Source organism: Pseudomonas sp. AC239, assembly GCF_979258545.1.
On the sequence record NZ_OZ409864.1, the window covers coordinates 3,559,277 to 3,574,717 of the forward strand.

The window sequence follows — 15,441 nt, forward strand, 5'->3', positions numbered from 1 at the left end:
TCCCCGTTGGGTGGCGAAGCCGCCCCAAAATCTACGCCTCGGTTCATCAGATACCGAGCGTGGTGGGTTAGCGACTGCTTCGCAGTCGAACGGGGATAAATCCCCTCGCCACAGAGTTGAGTTCATGGAGTGAATGGCAGTTGTGCTTGAGAACGGCGCCAAAACCTCGGGTTTATGGCAAACTTCGCCACCATAACCCGCCGTTTCGCGACCCAGAGCCTTCGCCGTGTCGCGCTGCGGAATAAAACGATGCCAGGTTTGCGTCCCCCGGATGGGAATAGACCCTTTGCGTGTTGGTACGACGGTTCCAGCACTTTCTGCCTGAACAGATTAGAGAAACGACCATGCATAACGTCGTCATCAGCGGCACCGGCCTGTACACACCGGCCAACAGCATCTCCAACGAAGAGCTGGTGCAGTCTTTCAATACCTATGTCGCCCAGTTCAACGCCGATAACGCCGAGGCCATTGCCAGCGGCGAAGTCCAGGCCCTGACCGAATCCAGCGCTGCGTTCATCGAAAAAGCCTCGGGCATCAAGAGTCGCTTTGTCATGGACAAGGACGGCATTCTCGATCCGCTGCGCATGGCCCCGCGCCTGCCCGAGCGTTCCAATGATGAATGGTCGGTGCTCTGCCAAATGGCTGTCGGCGCTGCCGAACAAGCCCTGCAACGTGCCGGCAAAACCGCCGCCGATATCGACGGTGTGATCGTTGCTTGCTCCAACCTGCAACGTGCCTACCCGGCCATCGCCATCGAAGTCCAGGAAGCACTGGGCATTCAGGGTTTCGGCTTCGACATGAACGTGGCGTGTTCTTCGGCCACTTTCGGCATCCAGGCCGCCGCCAACAGCGTGCAACTGGGCCAGGCGCGGGCGATTTTGATGGTCAATCCGGAAGTCTGCACCGGGCACCTGAACTTCCGTGATCGCGACAGCCATTTCATCTTCGGCGATGCCGCGACTGCGGTGATCATCGAGCGCGCGGATCTGGCGACCTCCGAGTTTCAGTTCGACGTGGTCAGCACCAAACTGCTGACCAAGTTCTCCAACAACATCCGCAACAACTTCGGCTTCCTCAACCGCGCGGCAGAAGAGGGCATCGGTGCCCGCGACAAGCTGTTCGTACAGGAAGGCCGCAAGGTGTTCAAGGATGTCTGCCCGATGGTCGCCGAGCTGATTGGCGAGCACCTGGAAGAGAACCAGCTCAACGTTGGCGACGTGAAGCGTTTCTGGCTGCACCAAGCCAACCTGAGCATGAACCACCTGATCGTGCGCAAGCTGCTCGGCCGCGAAGCCACTGAAGAAGAAGCGCCGGTGATTCTCGACAGCTACGCCAACACCAGCTCGGCCGGTTCGGTCATCGCCTTTCACAAATATCAGGATGATCTGGCCTCAGGATCGCTGGCGGTACTCAGTTCGTTCGGCGCCGGTTACTCGATTGGTAGCGTGTTGCTGCGCAAACGCTGAAACAGGTTAATTTCCCCTTAATCGCGTCGATCTTTCCTACATTCGAAGCGGCTGAAACGCTGTAATTTTTCGGACATCGCGGCAGGTGAGTACCTGCCGCGTTCATTTTCGAAGTCCGGACAAGGGGATTGATGGATGGCGGCTGACGACAACCAACTGCTCACGCGCCTTCTGGCGGGGGAGCAAAAGGCTTTCAAGGAACTGGTCACCACGTATCAGAGCGCGATGCGCGCCGTGGCTTACGCGATTGTCGGCCAGCGTCATGTCGAAGAAGTGGTGCAGGATGCCTGGCTGTCGGTGGTGCGCCATCTGGCCAGTTTCGAAGGCCGCTCCAGCCTCAAGACCTGGTTGCTGACCATCACCGCCAATTCGGCCAAGAGCCGCTACAAGCTCAATCGCCGGGAAGTCCTGCTCGACGACCTGCCATCGCCCCACGGCACCATCGGTGACGATCGCTTCGCTTCCAGCGATGGTCACTGGCTGGTCGCGCCGTTCGCCTGGCACCAGGACACCCCCGAAGCGCTGCTCACCGAAAACGAACTGCGCGAATGCCTCGAACACACCTTGCTGAGTTTGTCCGAGTTGCAGAGCAGTGTCCTGCTGTTGCGCGAACGCCAGGGCCTGGAGCTGGAAGATATCTGTAATCTTCTGGAGATCTCGCTCTCCAATGTCCGCGTGCTGCTGCACCGGGCACGCTTGAAGGTTTTTGCGACCGTGGAACATTTTGAGGAGACAGGAGAATGCTGACCTGCAAGGAGCAAGTGGCACGATCCAGCGATTATCTCGATGGCCGACTGAGCTTTCGCGAGACGCTGATGGTGCGTCATCACCTGTTGTTCTGCCCCAACTGCCGGCTCTTCATGCGGCAGATGCGCGTGATGCAGGCAACCCTGAAGGCGATGCCGGAAAAACCGGAAGAGGGAGTGGATGCTTTGGCTGAACGCCTGGCGGCGCAGAGGCGCGACGACAGTCCTTGAAAGAGTCAGCCCGGGACAGCGTCAGCGAACGGATGATGGGGATCGCTGGCATTGCACCGGGCTGCAGGACATCAGCTTCGAACGACAAGTCGCAAGGGGAGCGGTGACTTGCAGCTTGTCGCTCGAAGCTTGTAGCTGTTTTCTTAGAACTTCGCTTCAGCGTCCAGCTGCAGGGTGTTGGCGTCGGCATCGCGCTGGCCACGGCTGGCGAAGTCGGCCTTGGTCAGGAAGTACGTGGCGCCGACGGCGAAGTTCTTGTCGATGTCGTAACCGACCTTGAACTTGTGCCCGCGCGAACCGGTGGTGCCGTTGGCGAAGTCGGAGTCGGTGAAGGCGCCGACCACGGCGTTGCGCTGCACGTCGCGATAGTTGTAGTCGAGGTTGAAACCGAACACTTTCGACTTGGCACCGAGCAACCATGCAGTGTCCTGATCGGTCACGGCATCGTTGTTCTTCACGTACTGGCCGTAGAACGACAGTGGCATTGGCAGGCCGCCGATGTCGATCTGGCTGAACCCTTCATACAGACGGAATTCGTTGTTCGCCGAGTTGCCGTTGACCGCCAGGGCGCACGGCGTTGAGGTGCCGGTGCAGCGGCTGTCTTCGTCGTTCTGGTAGGCGTAGACGCTGCCGCCCAAGGTCATTTTCAGGTTGTCGGTGATGTTGAAGCGGCTGCCCAACTGGCCAGCGGTCAGGCGCAGGTCGTGGCGGAATTGCACGCCGTCGCCGTCAACGTTGTCCTTGAGGTTGTAGTTACCCAGGCTGCCGAACAGTTCGGCGCTACCGCCCAGTGGATACTTGTAGGTAACGGCCAGACCTTCCGGGTTGATGTCGCTGTCCCAGATCACGTCGCCCATGCTGACCCACGGTTGCAGCATCTTGCCGCCGATCACGTGCAGGTTCTTGATCTGATCCGGGTGGTAGTCGATGTAGCCGAGGTCGAGCCAGATCTGCTTCTTGTCGAAGTAGTTGTCCTGATCCTGGTTGGTCGAGCGCGCGTCGTCGCCACCGCCAGTGGCGATACGGATGCCGGTGTCGACTTGCGGGTTGATCTCGGTGTAGGCGCCCAGACGCGCACGGATGCGCTGGCGATCCTTGTCGCGGCCGCCGTTGTTCGGCTCGCCGTCGATCTTGATGGTTTCCTGACGGATACGTACGTCGCCCTTGAACTGGGTCTTGGCCGCCCAGGCCAGTTTCTGGTCGAACAGGCTCTGTTCGTTGGTCTTCTTCGCGACCGCCGCCACTTGTTCGTTGGTTTCCTGCTGCGCCTGTTGGGCGATTTGCTGAGCCTTCTGATCCTTGGCCAGTTCTGTTTGCAGCTCGATGTACTGCGCCTGGGAAATCGACCCGTTGGCCTTGAGCATGTCGAGCAGTTTGGCGTCGACTGCAGCACTGGCCGGAACGCTCATGGCCAGCAACAAGCCGCCGCACAGGGCCGCTGCAGTTTTCGTGGAAGCAAGACGCATAGCAATCTCCGAAGATGAAGGGGATGGCTGAACCATCCTGGGCACAACCGGCTGAAGGCCGGAAAACTGTGTCCGGGTTAGAACCCGGCGCTCTAAAAACAGGCGCCAGTATCGCGATGGTTTATGACAGAGCGGTGGCACAGTGATGGCAGGTTGATGACGATGCGTATCGAGCGTGAACTATCGACCTAGAGCGCTGTCGGCCGATTGAGCGTGTGCAACCGGGCCGCGATCAGCGATACTCGCCGGGCTTTGTCGCCAAGCTGTGGAGTGCCAGTGAATGCCGTTGCAACGCCTGCAAGACCTGTCAGAAATCGCCCCGGCCACTTGGGATGCGCTGGTCCCGGACAACCAGCCGTTCCTGCGTCACGCCTTCCTCAGTGCGCTGGAGGACAGCGGCAGTGTCGGCCCGCATTCAGGCTGGCAGCCCGAGCATTTACTGCACATCGAAGATGATCGACTGATCGCCGCGCTGCCCAGTTACCGCAAATGGCACTCCTACGGCGAGTACGTCTTCGATCATGGGTGGGCCGACGCCTGCGCCCGTGCCGGCATCGATTACTACCCCAAACTGTTGACCGCCGTGCCGTTCAGTCCGGTCAGCGGGCCGCGCTTGCTGGCGGCAAAAGTGGAGGACGGTTTCGAGTTGCTGAAAAGCCTGCCGGGCTATTTACAGATCGAAGAGCTCTCCAGCGCGCACATCAACTTCACCGATCCGTTTACCGACGCGGCGATGGCGGAACAGCCGGGCTGGCTGCAGCGCATCGGCTGTCAGTATCACTGGCAGAACCGTGGTTACCGCGACTTTCAGGATTTCCTCGACGCCCTCAGCTCACGCAAGCGCAAACAGATGCGCAAGGAACGCGAGCAAGTGGCGGGGCAGGGCTTTGAGTTCGAGTGGTTGCAGGGGCGTGAGCTGGACGAGGCACAGTGGGACTTTGTTTACGCCTGCTATGCCAATACTTACGCGGTGCGGCGGCAGGCGCCGTATCTGACGCGGGAGTTCTTCAGTCTGCTGGCTGAACGCATGCCCGAAGCGATTCGCGTGGTCCTGGCCAAACAGGGTTCACGGCCGGTGGCGATGGCGTTCAGTCTGGTCGGTGGTGACAGTTTCTACGGACGGTATTGGGGCTGCCTGGCCGAGTTTGATCGGCTGCATTTCGAAACGTGTTTTTATCAGGGCATGGATTACGCGATTGCCCATGGCATCCAGCGTTTCGATGCCGGGGCGCAGGGCGAGCACAAGTTGATTCGCGGCTTTGAACCGGTGATCACCCATTCCTGGCACTACCTGCGCCATCCGGGGTTGAAAGCGGCGGTAAAGGATTTTCTCCAGCAAGAGCGTGCCGGGGTTCTGGCCTATGCCGAAGAGGCCCGGACAGCGTTGCCTTATCGCCAAACCTAGTTCCAGATCCCCTGTGGGAGCGAGCCTGCTCGCGAAGGCGGTGTGTCAGTTAACGCTGATCGTTCCCACGCTCTGCGTGGGAATGCCTCAAGGGACGCTCCGCGTCCAGTGACGCGGAGCGTCACGGGCTGCATTCCCACGCAGAGCGTGGGAACGATCGTGGAAAGCGGGTAACTCAATCGATGCCGACAAAGCCTCCGGTCTGGTGCGCCCACAACCGCGCATACAAGCCGCGATGGGCGAGCAGTTCGGCGTGGGTGCCGCTTTCGGCGATCTTGCCGTTCTCCAGCACCACCAGGCGGTCCATGCGCGCGATGGTCGAGAGGCGGTGGGCGATGGCGATCACGGTTTTGCCCTGCATCAAGGTCTCGAGGCTTTCCTGAATCGCCGCTTCGACTTCCGAATCCAGCGCCGAGGTGGCTTCGTCCATGATCAGGATCGGCGCGTCCTTGAGCAGCACCCGCGCAATCGCGATGCGCTGGCGCTGACCGCCGGACAGTTTCACCCCGCGCTCGCCGACATGCGCATCGAAACCGGTACGGCCTTCAGCGTCGGACAGCAGCGGGATGAACTCATCGGCGCGAGCCTTGTGCACCGCCTCCCACAGTTCGGCGTCGGTGGCGTCGGGTTTGCCGTAGAGCAAGTTGTCGCGGATCGAGCGATGCAGCAGCGAGGTGTCCTGAGTGATCATGCCGATCCGTGCGCGCAGGCTTTCCTGGCCGACTTCGGCGATGTTCTGCCCATCGATCAGGATGCGTCCGCCCTCGACGTCGTACAGGCGCAGGAGAAGGTTGACCAGAGTCGATTTGCCGGCGCCGGACGGGCCGATCAAACCGATTTTTTCCCCCGGTTTGATGTTCAGGTTGAGGTCGCCGATGATCCCGCGCTTCTTCCCGTAGTGAAAATCCACGTGCTCGAAACGCACTTCGCCCGAGGCCACGGCCAGCGGTTTGGCCTGCTCGCGGTCGGTGACGCTGACCGGTTGCGAAATCGTCCGCAGACCGTCCTGCACCATGCCGATGTTTTCGAAGATCCCAGTGACCACCCACATGATCCAGCCGGACATGTTGACGATGCGAATCACCAGGCCGGTGGCCAGGGCAATCGCGCCGACGGTGATCAGCGACTGCGTCCACAGCCACAAGGCAAGCGCCGTGGTGCCGACGATCAGCAGGCCGTTCATGGTGGTGATCGCCACGTCCATGCTGGTCACCACGCGACCGGCCATTTGCGCTTTGACGGTCTGTTCTTCGATCGCTTCCTTGGCGTAGTGCTGTTCGAAGTTGGTGTGGGCGAACAGTTTCAGCGTGGCGATATTGGTGTAGCCGTCGACGATGCGCCCCATCAGTTTCGAGCGTGCGTCAGAAGCCTCTACCGAGCGCTCTTTCACACGCGGCACGAAGTAATACAGCGCGCCGATGTAAGCGACGATCCAGGTCAGCAACGGGATCATCAGGCGCCAGTCGGCTTCGGCGAACAGCACCAGCGAGCTGATCGCGTAGATCACCACGTGCCACAGCGCATCGACCGCTTGCACGGCGGAGTCGCGCAGCGAGTTGCCGGTCTGCATGATGCGCTGGGCGATGCGCCCCGCGAAGTCGTTCTGGAAGAAGTTCAGGCTCTGCTTGAGCACGTAACTGTGGTTCTGCCAGCGGATCATGCTGGTCATGCCGGGGCTCAGGGTCTGATGCACCAGCAGGTCGTGCAGGGCAAAGAAGATCGGTCGCAGCACCAGAGCGACCACCAGCATCCAGGTCAATTCGAGGGCGTGGTCGCTGAAGAAATTCGGGTTGGGCGTGCCTTGCGCCAGATCGATGATGCGGCTCAGGTAGCTGAACAGCGCTACTTCGATCAACGAGGCAAACAGGCCGATGACGAGCAGGGCAGCGAAACTCGGCCAGACCTGCTTCAGGTAATAGACATAGAAGGGCCAGACGCGGTCCGGCGGGGACGCCGTCGGGGCGTCGCGGAAGATATCGATCAGTTGTTCGAAACGGCGATAGAGCATCAGATAACCGCCCGGAATCCGGGCTCTCCTTTTATCAGTGCGAGCGGCGCAGGCTCAGCCCCACGCCGCTCGATATGCCCGGCGAAACTCAGTCGATGCGCTTGGCCGACTTGATGATCACAGGGTCGACAGGCACGTTCTGCATGCCTTGTTTGGTGGTGGTCGGCGAGTTGACGATGATGTCCACGACATCCATGCCCTTGACCACTTTGGCGAACACCGCGTAACCGGCGTCACGACCCGGATCGAGGAAGGCGTTGTCGGCAACGTTGATGAAGAACTGGCTGGTCGCCGAATCAGGGTTGGAAGTACGCGCCATCGACAGGGTACCGCGAACGTTGTGCAGGCCATTGCTGGCTTCGTTCTTGATCGGCGCCTTGGTCTCTTTCTGTTGCATTTGCTGGGTGAAGCCGCCGCCCTGAGCCATGAAGCCCGGGATCACGCGGTGGAAAATGGTGTTGTTGTAGAAGCCGCTGTCGACGTATTCAAGGAAGTTCTTCGTGCTGATCGGTGCCTTGACCGGGTCCAGTTCGATTTCGATCTGGCCGTTGGTGGTGTCCAGCAGCACGTGGGGCGCCTTGGCCGGGGTAGCAGCCATCAGGTTGGCGGCAAACAGTACGGAGCCGGCGGCGAGGGCGAGTTTTTTCAGCATGGGTCAGTGATCCTGAGAGTAAAGGTCGGCTGTGGCGAGAAAATCCAGCAGCGTGTGATTGAAGCGTTCGGGTTGATCGAGCGGGGTGGCATGGCGCGAGTCGTCAATGACCACCAGCCGCGCATCCGGCAGCAGTTTTACATAGGTTTCTTTTAACGCCACCGGTGTGTAGTCACGGTCGGCGCTGATGACGAGCGTTGGACAGGACACCCGGGAAAGTCGTTCCTGAACGCCCCAGCCCACGATTGCATCGAAGCTGGCGAGATAAGCACGTTTGTCGTTTTTTGCCCAGCGTTCGGCCATTTTCCGTCGCAGATCCGCCTGTTCTGGCTTGGGGAAGAGTTTGCTGCCGAGGGCTTTGCCGATGGTTTCCAGGCTGAGCAGACGCATCAGGCTCCAGCGTTTGAACCACTGCCAATAATCATCGCGGCTGCGCAATTTGACCTGTGGCGCGCTGTTGACGATGGTCAGGCTCTTGAGCGCTTGTGGCTGATCGACAGCCAGTTGAAAACCGATCATCCCGCCCATCGACAGCCCGACGTAGTGCACCGGGCCAAGGCGCAGGTGTTCGATCAAGGCCAGCAGGTCAGCGCTGAATGCGGCGATGCTGTAGCGCTCGCGGGGTTTGTCCGAGCGCCCGTGGCCGCGAATGTCCGGGACGATCACCCGGTAGTGCGCAGCTAGCGCCGGGATCTGCATTTCCCAGTCCAGGGTGCTCGAGCCGAGCCCGTGAACCAGCAGCAACGGCGCACCGTGGCCATATTCCTCGTAGTGCAGGTTGCAACCTTCGTGCTCGAAATACGCCATCGGTGAACTCCGTGTCAGGCTTGTTCTGGTGCGGCAAACGGTGCGTCCAGCGGCAAGGTGTCGAAGGTGCGCAACAATTCGATTAGGATTTGTGTGGCCGGGCCCAGGGGCTTGTCCTTGTTCGAATACAGATAGAAGCTCGAATTGCGGCTGCCGCCCCGATCCAACGGTAGCAGCTTGAGCGAGCCATCCTTGAGTTCGCGGTCGATCATGTGTCGCGGCAGCCAGGCAAAGCCCAGGCCGCAGCTGACGAAGGTCGCGGCGGTGGCGAGGCTGCCGACGGTCCAGCGCTGCTCGGCGCCGAGCCAGCCGACATCGCGCGGCTGCTGGCGGCCGGAGTCGCGGATCACCACTTGCATCTGGGTTTCCAGATCCTGAAAGCTCAGCTCGCGGTTGAGCCGGTGCAGCGGGTGGTCAGGATGGGCAACGGCGACGAACTCGACATCGCTCAACTCCGCACCCAGGTAGCCGGGAATGCTCAGGCCGGTGATGGCCAGATCCGCCACGCCTTCGAGCAGCACCTCCTCGACCCCCGACAACACTTCCTCGCGCAGACGCACGCGGCAGCCGCGACTCTGCGGCATGAAGGCGGTCAGGGCGCGGACGATCCGCGCGCTCGGGTAGGCCGCATCGACCACCAGCCGCACTTCCGCTTCCCAGCCTTGCTCCATGTGATGCGCGAGGTCTTCGAGTTGGCTGGCCTGTTTGACCAGTTGCCGGGAACGGCGCAGCAATACGCCGCCGGCCTCGGTGAGCACGGCTTTGCGCCCGTCGATGCGCAGCAACGGCACGCCGAGCTGATCCTGCATGCGGGCGACGGTGTAGCTCACCGATGATTGCGAACGGTGCAGGGCCTCGGCGGCCTGGGCGAATCCGCCGTGGTCGACCACGGCCTGCAACGTTCGCCATTGATCAAGGGTCACGCGGGGCGCTTTCATCAATAGCTCCTCTTGTCCTAAGCTGGCCGTCCCTCATGGAGACTGCCGAATGAAAAAATTCTGTTGTGTGGTGCTGGCGCTGCTGCCGCTGACCGCGTTTGCCTATCCGATTGATGTGCAGAAAGATCTCAACGGCATGAAGATCGACTTCGAGACGTTCGATACCGACAACGACATCGGCTCGATCCGCGTGGCCAACTACGGTGATGTCGACGCGACCTGCCGTGCGGTGTTCAGCAACGGCCCGGAAGCACCACGCACGCGCAGCATCGATGTGCCGGCCGGCAAGCATAAAAACGCCACGGCCAAGTTCACCCGCGAGATCATCAAGCTGCGCATCAAACTGACCTGCACCCCGAAATAAGCTCGGTCTTCTGAACACCGTGGATCCATTGTGGGAGCGAGCCTGCTCGCGAAGACGGAGTGTCATCCAGAGATGATGTGACTGACATTCCGCTTTCGCGAGCAGGCTCGCTCCCGCATGGGTATGTGGGTTTAGCTTATAAACGAATTTATCGATGGGTTACAGCGGATATTTGCGCTTTTTCATCGATTCGACTCTGTTTAACCTTCACTCCATCGACTTACAACATATTCGGATGGAGGCTACACACCATGTCCCGCGTTCTGATCATCGAAAGCAGTGCCCGCCAGCAAGACTCGGTTTCCCGTCAATTGACCCAGACCTTCATCGCTCAGTGGAAAGCCGCGCACCCTGCCGATCAGATCACCGTGCGTGACCTCGCCGCGAACCCGGTGCCGCATCTGGACGCCAACTTGCTGGGTGGCTGGATGAAGCCTGCCGAACAGCGCAATGCCAGCGAACAGGCGTCCCTGGACCGCTCCAACCAATTGACTGATGAGCTGCTTGCCGCCGACGTGCTGGTGCTGGCGGCACCGATGTACAACTTTGCGATCCCGAGCACGCTCAAGGCCTGGCTTGACCATGTGCTGCGCGCCGGGGTGACCTTCAAATACACCGAGACTGGCCCGCAAGGTCTGCTCAGCGGCAAGCGTGCCTTTGTCCTGACCGCTCGCGGCGGTGTGTATGCCGGTGGTCCTGCGGATCATCAGGAACCGTACCTGCGTCAGGTCATGGGTTTCATCGGCATCAACGACGTGACCTTTATCCATGCCGAGGGCATGAACCTGGGCGGTGACTTCCAGGAAAAGGGCCTGAATCAGGCCAACGCCAAATTGTCTCAGGTTGCTTGATCGGTTAATCGCCAGATAATCGCTGGATGGTCTAGTGACCTGGCGCAACCCCTTCAAGGTTCCACGCGCATCGAACCTCCCTTTGCACTTTTGCTCCTGAGTGCTGTAGCCCGATTGAACGCTTTAGCGAGATCGGGCTTTTTTTTGTCTGCGATTTTTCTGAACACTGCACATCCGAATTTCACATAAGTCCCTGTGGGAGCGGGCTTGCCCGCGATGGCGGAGTGTCAGTCGACAAATACTTGCCTGACACTCCCTCATCGCGGGCAAGCCCGCTCCCACAGGGATTTGTGTTGTTCGAGGGTTCGCGGTCTGGCGCAAAACCCGCTATCGTCGCCGCCATTCGATTTTCGAGGCGAACATGGGCTATCTACTTTTTGTCACGCTGATCCAGGCGTTTTCCTTCAGTCTGATCGGCGAATACCTGGCCGGGCATGTCGACAGTTACTTCGCGGTGCTGGTGCGTGTGGTGCTGGCGGGGCTGGTGTTCATTCCGTTGACGCGCTGGCGCTCGGTGGAGCCGGCGTTCATGCGTGGCATGTTGCTGATCGGCGCGTTGCAGTTCGGTGTGACTTACGTCTGCCTGTACTTGAGCTTCCGCGTGCTGACGGTGCCGGAGGTGTTGCTGTTCACCATTCTTACGCCGCTGCATGTGACGTTGATCGAAGACGCGCTGAACCGCCGCTTCAATCCGTGGGCATTGGTTGCCGCGCTGGTCGCTGTGGGCGGTGCGGCGGTGATTCGTTTCGACAGCATCAGTCCGGACTTCTTCATGGGCTTCCTGCTGCTGCAACTGGCCAACTTCACCTACGCCGCCGGGCAAGTGTTGTACAAGCATCTGGTGGCGAAGCATCCGAGCGATCTGCCGCATTACCGGCGCTTCGGTTATTTCTACCTGGGCGCACTGGCGGTGGTGCTGCCGGCGTTCCTGTTGTTCGGCAAGTCGAACTTCCTGCCGGAAGCGCCGCTGCAATGGGCGGTGTTGCTGTTCCTCGGTTTGGTGTCGACGGCGTTGGGCCTGTATTGGTGGAACAAAGGCGCGTGCATGGTCAACGGCGGCACGCTGGCGGTGATGAACAACCTGCATGTGCCGGTGGGGCTGCTGTTGAATCTGCTGATCTGGAATCAGCATGAGGAACTGGGGCGGTTGTTCCTCGGCGGGGGTGTGATTCTGGCAGCGGTGTGGATCAGCAGACTGGGCGTACGAAAAAAACCGGTCACTGCATAACCCCTGTGGGAGCGAGCCTGCTCGCGAAGGCGTTGGGTCAGATAAGTATGGATCGACTGACACATTGCATTCGCGAGCAGGCTCGCTCCCACATTGGATCTTTGGGTTACATCAGGTGTTTTTCCGGCTGCGGAATACTCGCCGAGCCCAACACCGCTGGCAGCAACCCTGCACGCAAATCCCCACCACTCGGCTGCTGATACAAGCTCAAGCCAAACTCCGGCAACACCGCCAGCAGGTAATCAAAAATATCCCCCTGAATCCGCTCGTAATCGGCCCACACGGTGGTTCGGGTGAAGCAGTAGATTTCCAGCGGAATGCCCTGCGCGGTGGTCTGCATCTGCCGGACCATGCAAGTCATGTTCGGCTGAATCTCCGGATGGCTCTTCAGATACGCCAGTGCGTAGGCGCGGAAGGTGCCGATGTTGGTCATGCGGCGGCGGTTGGCCGACATGGCTGCGACATTGCCCTGGGCTTCGTTCCAGGCCTTGAGCTCGGCTTTCTTTCGGCCCATGTAGTCGGTCAGCAGGTGCACCTGCGAGAGCTTTTCTTCCTCGTCGTCGCGGATGAAGCGCACGCCGCTGGCATCGATGAACAGGCTGCGTTTGATCCGCCGACCGCCCGATTGCTGCATGCCACGCCAGTTCTTGAACGACTCGACATCAGCCGCCAGGTCGGGATCGAGACGATCGTCTTGTCGAAGTTCTGCACCTTGACCGTGTGCAGCGTGATGTCGACCACGTCGCCATCGGCGCCGACTTGCGGCATCTCGATCCAGTCGCCGACGCGCAGCATGTCGTTGCTGGTCAGCTGCACGCTGGCGACGAATGACAACAGCGTGTCCTTGTAGACCAACAGAATCACCGCCGACATCGCACCCAGACCGGACAATAGCAACAGCGGCGAGCGGTCGATCAGGGTGGCGACGATAATGATCGCGCCGAACACGTACAAGACCATTTTCGTCAACTGCACATAGCCTTTGATCGAGCGGGTGCGAGCGTGTTCGGTGCGTGCGTAGATGTCGAGCAGGGCGTTGAGCAGGGCGCTGACCGCCAGCAGCAGGAACAGGATGGTGAAGGCCAGGGCGACGTTGCCGAGAAAATTCATCGCGTTTTTGCTCAGCTCCGGCACCAGGTGCAGGCCGAACTGGATCACCAGCGACGGCGTCATCTGCGCCAGCCGTTGAAACACCTTGTTGTGGCGAAAATCGTTGATCCAGTGCAGCGCCGGTTGGCGGCCGAGCATGCGGCTGGCGTGCAGGATCAGATAACGGGCCACTCGTCCGAGCACCAGCGCGATGACCAGCAGCACCAACAGCGCCAGTCCCGATTGCAGAAGTGGGTGCTCTTCGAGCGTGCCCCAGAGGCCTTGGGCTTTGAGCCAGAGCTGTTTGATATCCATGAGCGAAACGTTTCTTCTGTAAGACGCGAGGGCCGATTAGAGCATTTAAAACGCTGTGTATTGCAGCGAGTGACAAATCGGGCAACAAAAAAACCACTGATTGTCGCCGTTTGCACAAAGAAACTCGGCCTGAGCGCTCGAAACCGGTAACCTATGCAGCTGTTTTTTTGCATATCTTCGAGGTAGCACCCGTGTTTTCCCAATTCGCCCTGCACGAACGCCTGCTCAAAGCCGTGGCCGAGCTGAAATTTGTCGAGCCAACGCCAGTGCAAGCCGCGGCCATCCCGCTGGCGCTCCAAGGGCGTGATCTGCGGGTGACGGCGCAAACCGGTAGCGGCAAAACCGCCGCTTTCGTCCTGCCGATTCTCAATCGCCTGATCGGCCCGGCGAAGATCCGCGTCAGCATCAAGACGCTGATCCTGCTGCCAACCCGTGAACTGGCCCAGCAGACTTTGAAGGAAGTCGAACGCTTCTCGCAGTTCACTTTCATCAAGTCCGGCCTGATCACTGGCGGCGAAGACTTCAAAGTCCAGGCCGCCATGTTGCGCAAAGTGCCGGACATCCTCATCGGCACCCCGGGGCGGATGATCGAGCAACTCAATGCCGGCAACCTCGACCTGAAAGAAGTCGAAGTGCTGGTGCTCGACGAAGCCGACCGCATGCTCGACATGGGTTTCGCCGAAGACGTGCAGCGTCTGGTCGATGAGTGCCCGAACCGTCAGCAGACCATGCTGTTCTCCGCCACCACCGGCGGTTCCGGCCTGCGCGAGATGATCGCCAAGGTCCTGAACAACCCGGAGCACCTGCAGCTCAACGCGGTCAGCCAGCTCAACTCGACGACTCGTCAGCAAATCATCACCGCCGACCACAATCAGCACAAAGAGCAGATTGTGAACTGGCTGCTGGCCAACGAGACCTACCAGAAGGCCATCGTCTTCACCAACACCCGCGCCATGGCCGACCGCATTTACGGCCGCCTCGTGGCCCAGGAATACAAGGCGTTCGTGCTGCACGGCGAGAAAGACCAGAAGGATCGCAAACTGGCGATCGATCGTTTGAAGCAGGGCGGCGTGAAGATCCTCGTCGCCACTGACGTTGCGGCCCGTGGTCTGGACGTCGACGGTCTGGATCTGGTGATCAACTTCGACATGCCACGCAGCGGCGACGAATACGTGCACCGCATCGGTCGTACCGGCCGTGCCGGCAACGATGGTCTGGCGATCTCGCTGATCTGCCACGGCGACTGGAACCTGATGTCGAGCATCGAGCGCTACCTGAAGCAAAGCTTCGAGCGCCGCACGATCAAAGAAGTCAAAGGCACCTACGGCGGGCCGAAAAAGGTCAAGGCCTCGGGCAAAGCCGTCGGCGTGAAAAAGAAAAAGACCGATGCCAAGGGCGACAAAAAGAAAACCGCCGCCAAGACGCCGACCAAGCGCAAGAGCGTCAACCGGCCGAAGCCGGATTCCCTGGTCAGCAGCGACGGCATGGCCCCGCTCAAGCGCCGCAAGCCAGCCGAGCCTGCGGCTGAGTAGGTTTTAGCAGCACACATAAAAAACCGGACATTGTCCGGTTTTTTTTCGTCCTCAACTGTCGGCCTTCTTCTCCGCCGACCCTAGTTCCTTCAAACGCTGATCGATCAGCTGGCACTTGTCCGGCAGATCGGCGCTGGCCGTGCCCAGATCCATTTTCTGCAACTCGGCGTTGATCTCCTTGGCCTTTTCCGGATTCTGCTCGGTGAGCTTGGAGACTTCCTTGGCCAGTTGTTCGCGTTTGATCGTCGCCTCTTCCGGCGTGCAAGCCCAGACGGGCAGGGCGCAGGCAAGGGTGGCGGCGAGGGACAGCTTGATCAGGGTTTTCATGGGCAGGCCTCAGTTC

Annotated in this window: 14 protein-coding genes and 1 pseudogene; 8 read left to right on the top strand and 7 right to left on the bottom strand. The window is 60.1% G+C overall.

The annotated features are described in order from the left end of the window. The first annotated feature begins 344 nt into the window (after positions 1-344). The 3 genes from ACZ0AZ_RS16220 to ACZ0AZ_RS16230 all read left to right on the top strand — a co-directional run bounded on the left by ACZ0AZ_RS16220 (position 345) and on the right by ACZ0AZ_RS16230 (position 2,443). A complete protein-coding gene (locus tag ACZ0AZ_RS16220) occupies positions 345-1,466 on the top strand; it encodes a beta-ketoacyl-ACP synthase III (RefSeq protein WP_039760985.1) in 1,122 nt (373 codons plus the stop codon). Positions 1,467-1,601: 135 nt separating this feature from the next. Beyond that, on the top strand, positions 1,602-2,213 hold the full coding sequence (locus ACZ0AZ_RS16225) for an RNA polymerase sigma factor (RefSeq protein ID WP_129998975.1): 612 nt from the start codon (positions 1,602-1,604) through the stop codon (positions 2,211-2,213). Continuing rightward, positions 2,207-2,443 carry an anti-sigma factor family protein gene (locus tag ACZ0AZ_RS16230; RefSeq protein WP_463537735.1) on the top strand — a complete coding sequence of 79 codons (237 nt, stop codon included), beginning with the start codon at positions 2,207-2,209 and terminating at the stop codon, positions 2,441-2,443. The genes ACZ0AZ_RS16225 and ACZ0AZ_RS16230 overlap by 7 nt, the downstream gene beginning before the upstream one ends. A 143-nt stretch (positions 2,444-2,586) precedes the next feature. Here the strand turns inward: ACZ0AZ_RS16230 and ACZ0AZ_RS16235 are convergent, their stop codons facing one another. Next, on the bottom strand, positions 2,587-3,909 hold the full coding sequence (locus tag ACZ0AZ_RS16235) for a putative porin (RefSeq protein ID WP_039760990.1): 1,323 nt from the start codon (positions 3,907-3,909) through the stop codon (positions 2,587-2,589). A gap of 280 nt (positions 3,910-4,189) precedes the next feature. Between ACZ0AZ_RS16235 and ACZ0AZ_RS16240 the strand changes: the two genes are divergently transcribed. Then, positions 4,190-5,314 (top strand): GNAT family N-acetyltransferase, encoded by a 1,125-nt coding sequence (locus ACZ0AZ_RS16240; RefSeq protein WP_463537736.1) that lies wholly within the window; start codon positions 4,190-4,192, stop codon positions 5,312-5,314. 175 nt (positions 5,315-5,489) lie between these two features. Here ACZ0AZ_RS16240 and ACZ0AZ_RS16245 read toward each other — a convergent pair whose 3' ends face one another. From ACZ0AZ_RS16245 to ACZ0AZ_RS16260, 4 genes are all read right to left on the bottom strand, one after another. Next, the gene (locus ACZ0AZ_RS16245) at positions 5,490-7,322 is read right to left on the bottom strand and encodes an ABC transporter ATP-binding protein (RefSeq protein ID WP_197892145.1); all 1,833 of its coding nucleotides are present in this window, start codon (positions 7,320-7,322) and stop codon (positions 5,490-5,492) included. 88 nt (positions 7,323-7,410) lie between these two features. Continuing rightward, the gene (locus ACZ0AZ_RS16250) at positions 7,411-7,974 is read right to left on the bottom strand and encodes a peptidylprolyl isomerase (protein WP_129998979.1); all 564 of its coding nucleotides are present in this window, start codon (positions 7,972-7,974) and stop codon (positions 7,411-7,413) included. Positions 7,975-7,977: 3 nt separating this feature from the next. Beyond that, positions 7,978-8,781: an alpha/beta fold hydrolase gene (locus ACZ0AZ_RS16255; RefSeq protein WP_463537737.1), complete on the bottom strand. Its 804-nt coding sequence runs from the start codon at positions 8,779-8,781 to the stop codon at positions 7,978-7,980. Positions 8,782-8,795: 14 nt separating this feature from the next. Continuing rightward, positions 8,796-9,719 carry a LysR family transcriptional regulator gene (locus ACZ0AZ_RS16260; protein WP_129998981.1) on the bottom strand — a complete coding sequence of 308 codons (924 nt, stop codon included), beginning with the start codon at positions 9,717-9,719 and terminating at the stop codon, positions 8,796-8,798. A 49-nt stretch (positions 9,720-9,768) separates the two neighbouring features. On the opposite strand from ACZ0AZ_RS16260, the gene ACZ0AZ_RS16265 reads away from it, so the two are divergent. The 3 genes from ACZ0AZ_RS16265 (at position 9,769) to ACZ0AZ_RS16275 (ending at position 12,162) form a co-directional block, all read left to right on the top strand. Next, positions 9,769-10,083, top strand: coding sequence for a 3-phosphoglycerate kinase (locus ACZ0AZ_RS16265; RefSeq protein ID WP_129998982.1), 315 nt, complete (start codon positions 9,769-9,771; stop codon positions 10,081-10,083). A 251-nt stretch (positions 10,084-10,334) separates the two neighbouring features. Further along, positions 10,335-10,934 carry an FMN-dependent NADH-azoreductase gene (locus tag ACZ0AZ_RS16270; RefSeq protein ID WP_129998983.1) on the top strand — a complete coding sequence of 200 codons (600 nt, stop codon included), beginning with the start codon at positions 10,335-10,337 and terminating at the stop codon, positions 10,932-10,934. 361 nt (positions 10,935-11,295) lie between these two features. Next, positions 11,296-12,162 (top strand): carboxylate/amino acid/amine transporter, encoded by an 867-nt coding sequence (locus tag ACZ0AZ_RS16275; protein ID WP_039761003.1) that lies wholly within the window; start codon positions 11,296-11,298, stop codon positions 12,160-12,162. Between the two features lie 106 nt (positions 12,163-12,268). Here ACZ0AZ_RS16275 and ACZ0AZ_RS16280 read toward each other — a convergent pair. After that, positions 12,269-13,566 (bottom strand): annotated as a pseudogene (locus ACZ0AZ_RS16280) (mechanosensitive ion channel family protein). 191 nt (positions 13,567-13,757) lie between these two features. Here ACZ0AZ_RS16280 and ACZ0AZ_RS16285 point away from each other — a divergent pair. Further along, positions 13,758-15,098: a DEAD/DEAH box helicase gene (locus tag ACZ0AZ_RS16285; protein ID WP_024012040.1), complete on the top strand. Its 1,341-nt coding sequence runs from the start codon at positions 13,758-13,760 to the stop codon at positions 15,096-15,098. 51 nt (positions 15,099-15,149) lie between these two features. On the opposite strand, the gene ACZ0AZ_RS16290 is transcribed toward ACZ0AZ_RS16285, so the two are convergent. Then, a complete protein-coding gene (locus tag ACZ0AZ_RS16290; RefSeq protein WP_039761007.1) occupies positions 15,150-15,425 on the bottom strand; it encodes a hypothetical protein in 276 nt (91 codons plus the stop codon). Positions 15,426-15,441: the final 16 nt, after the last annotated feature.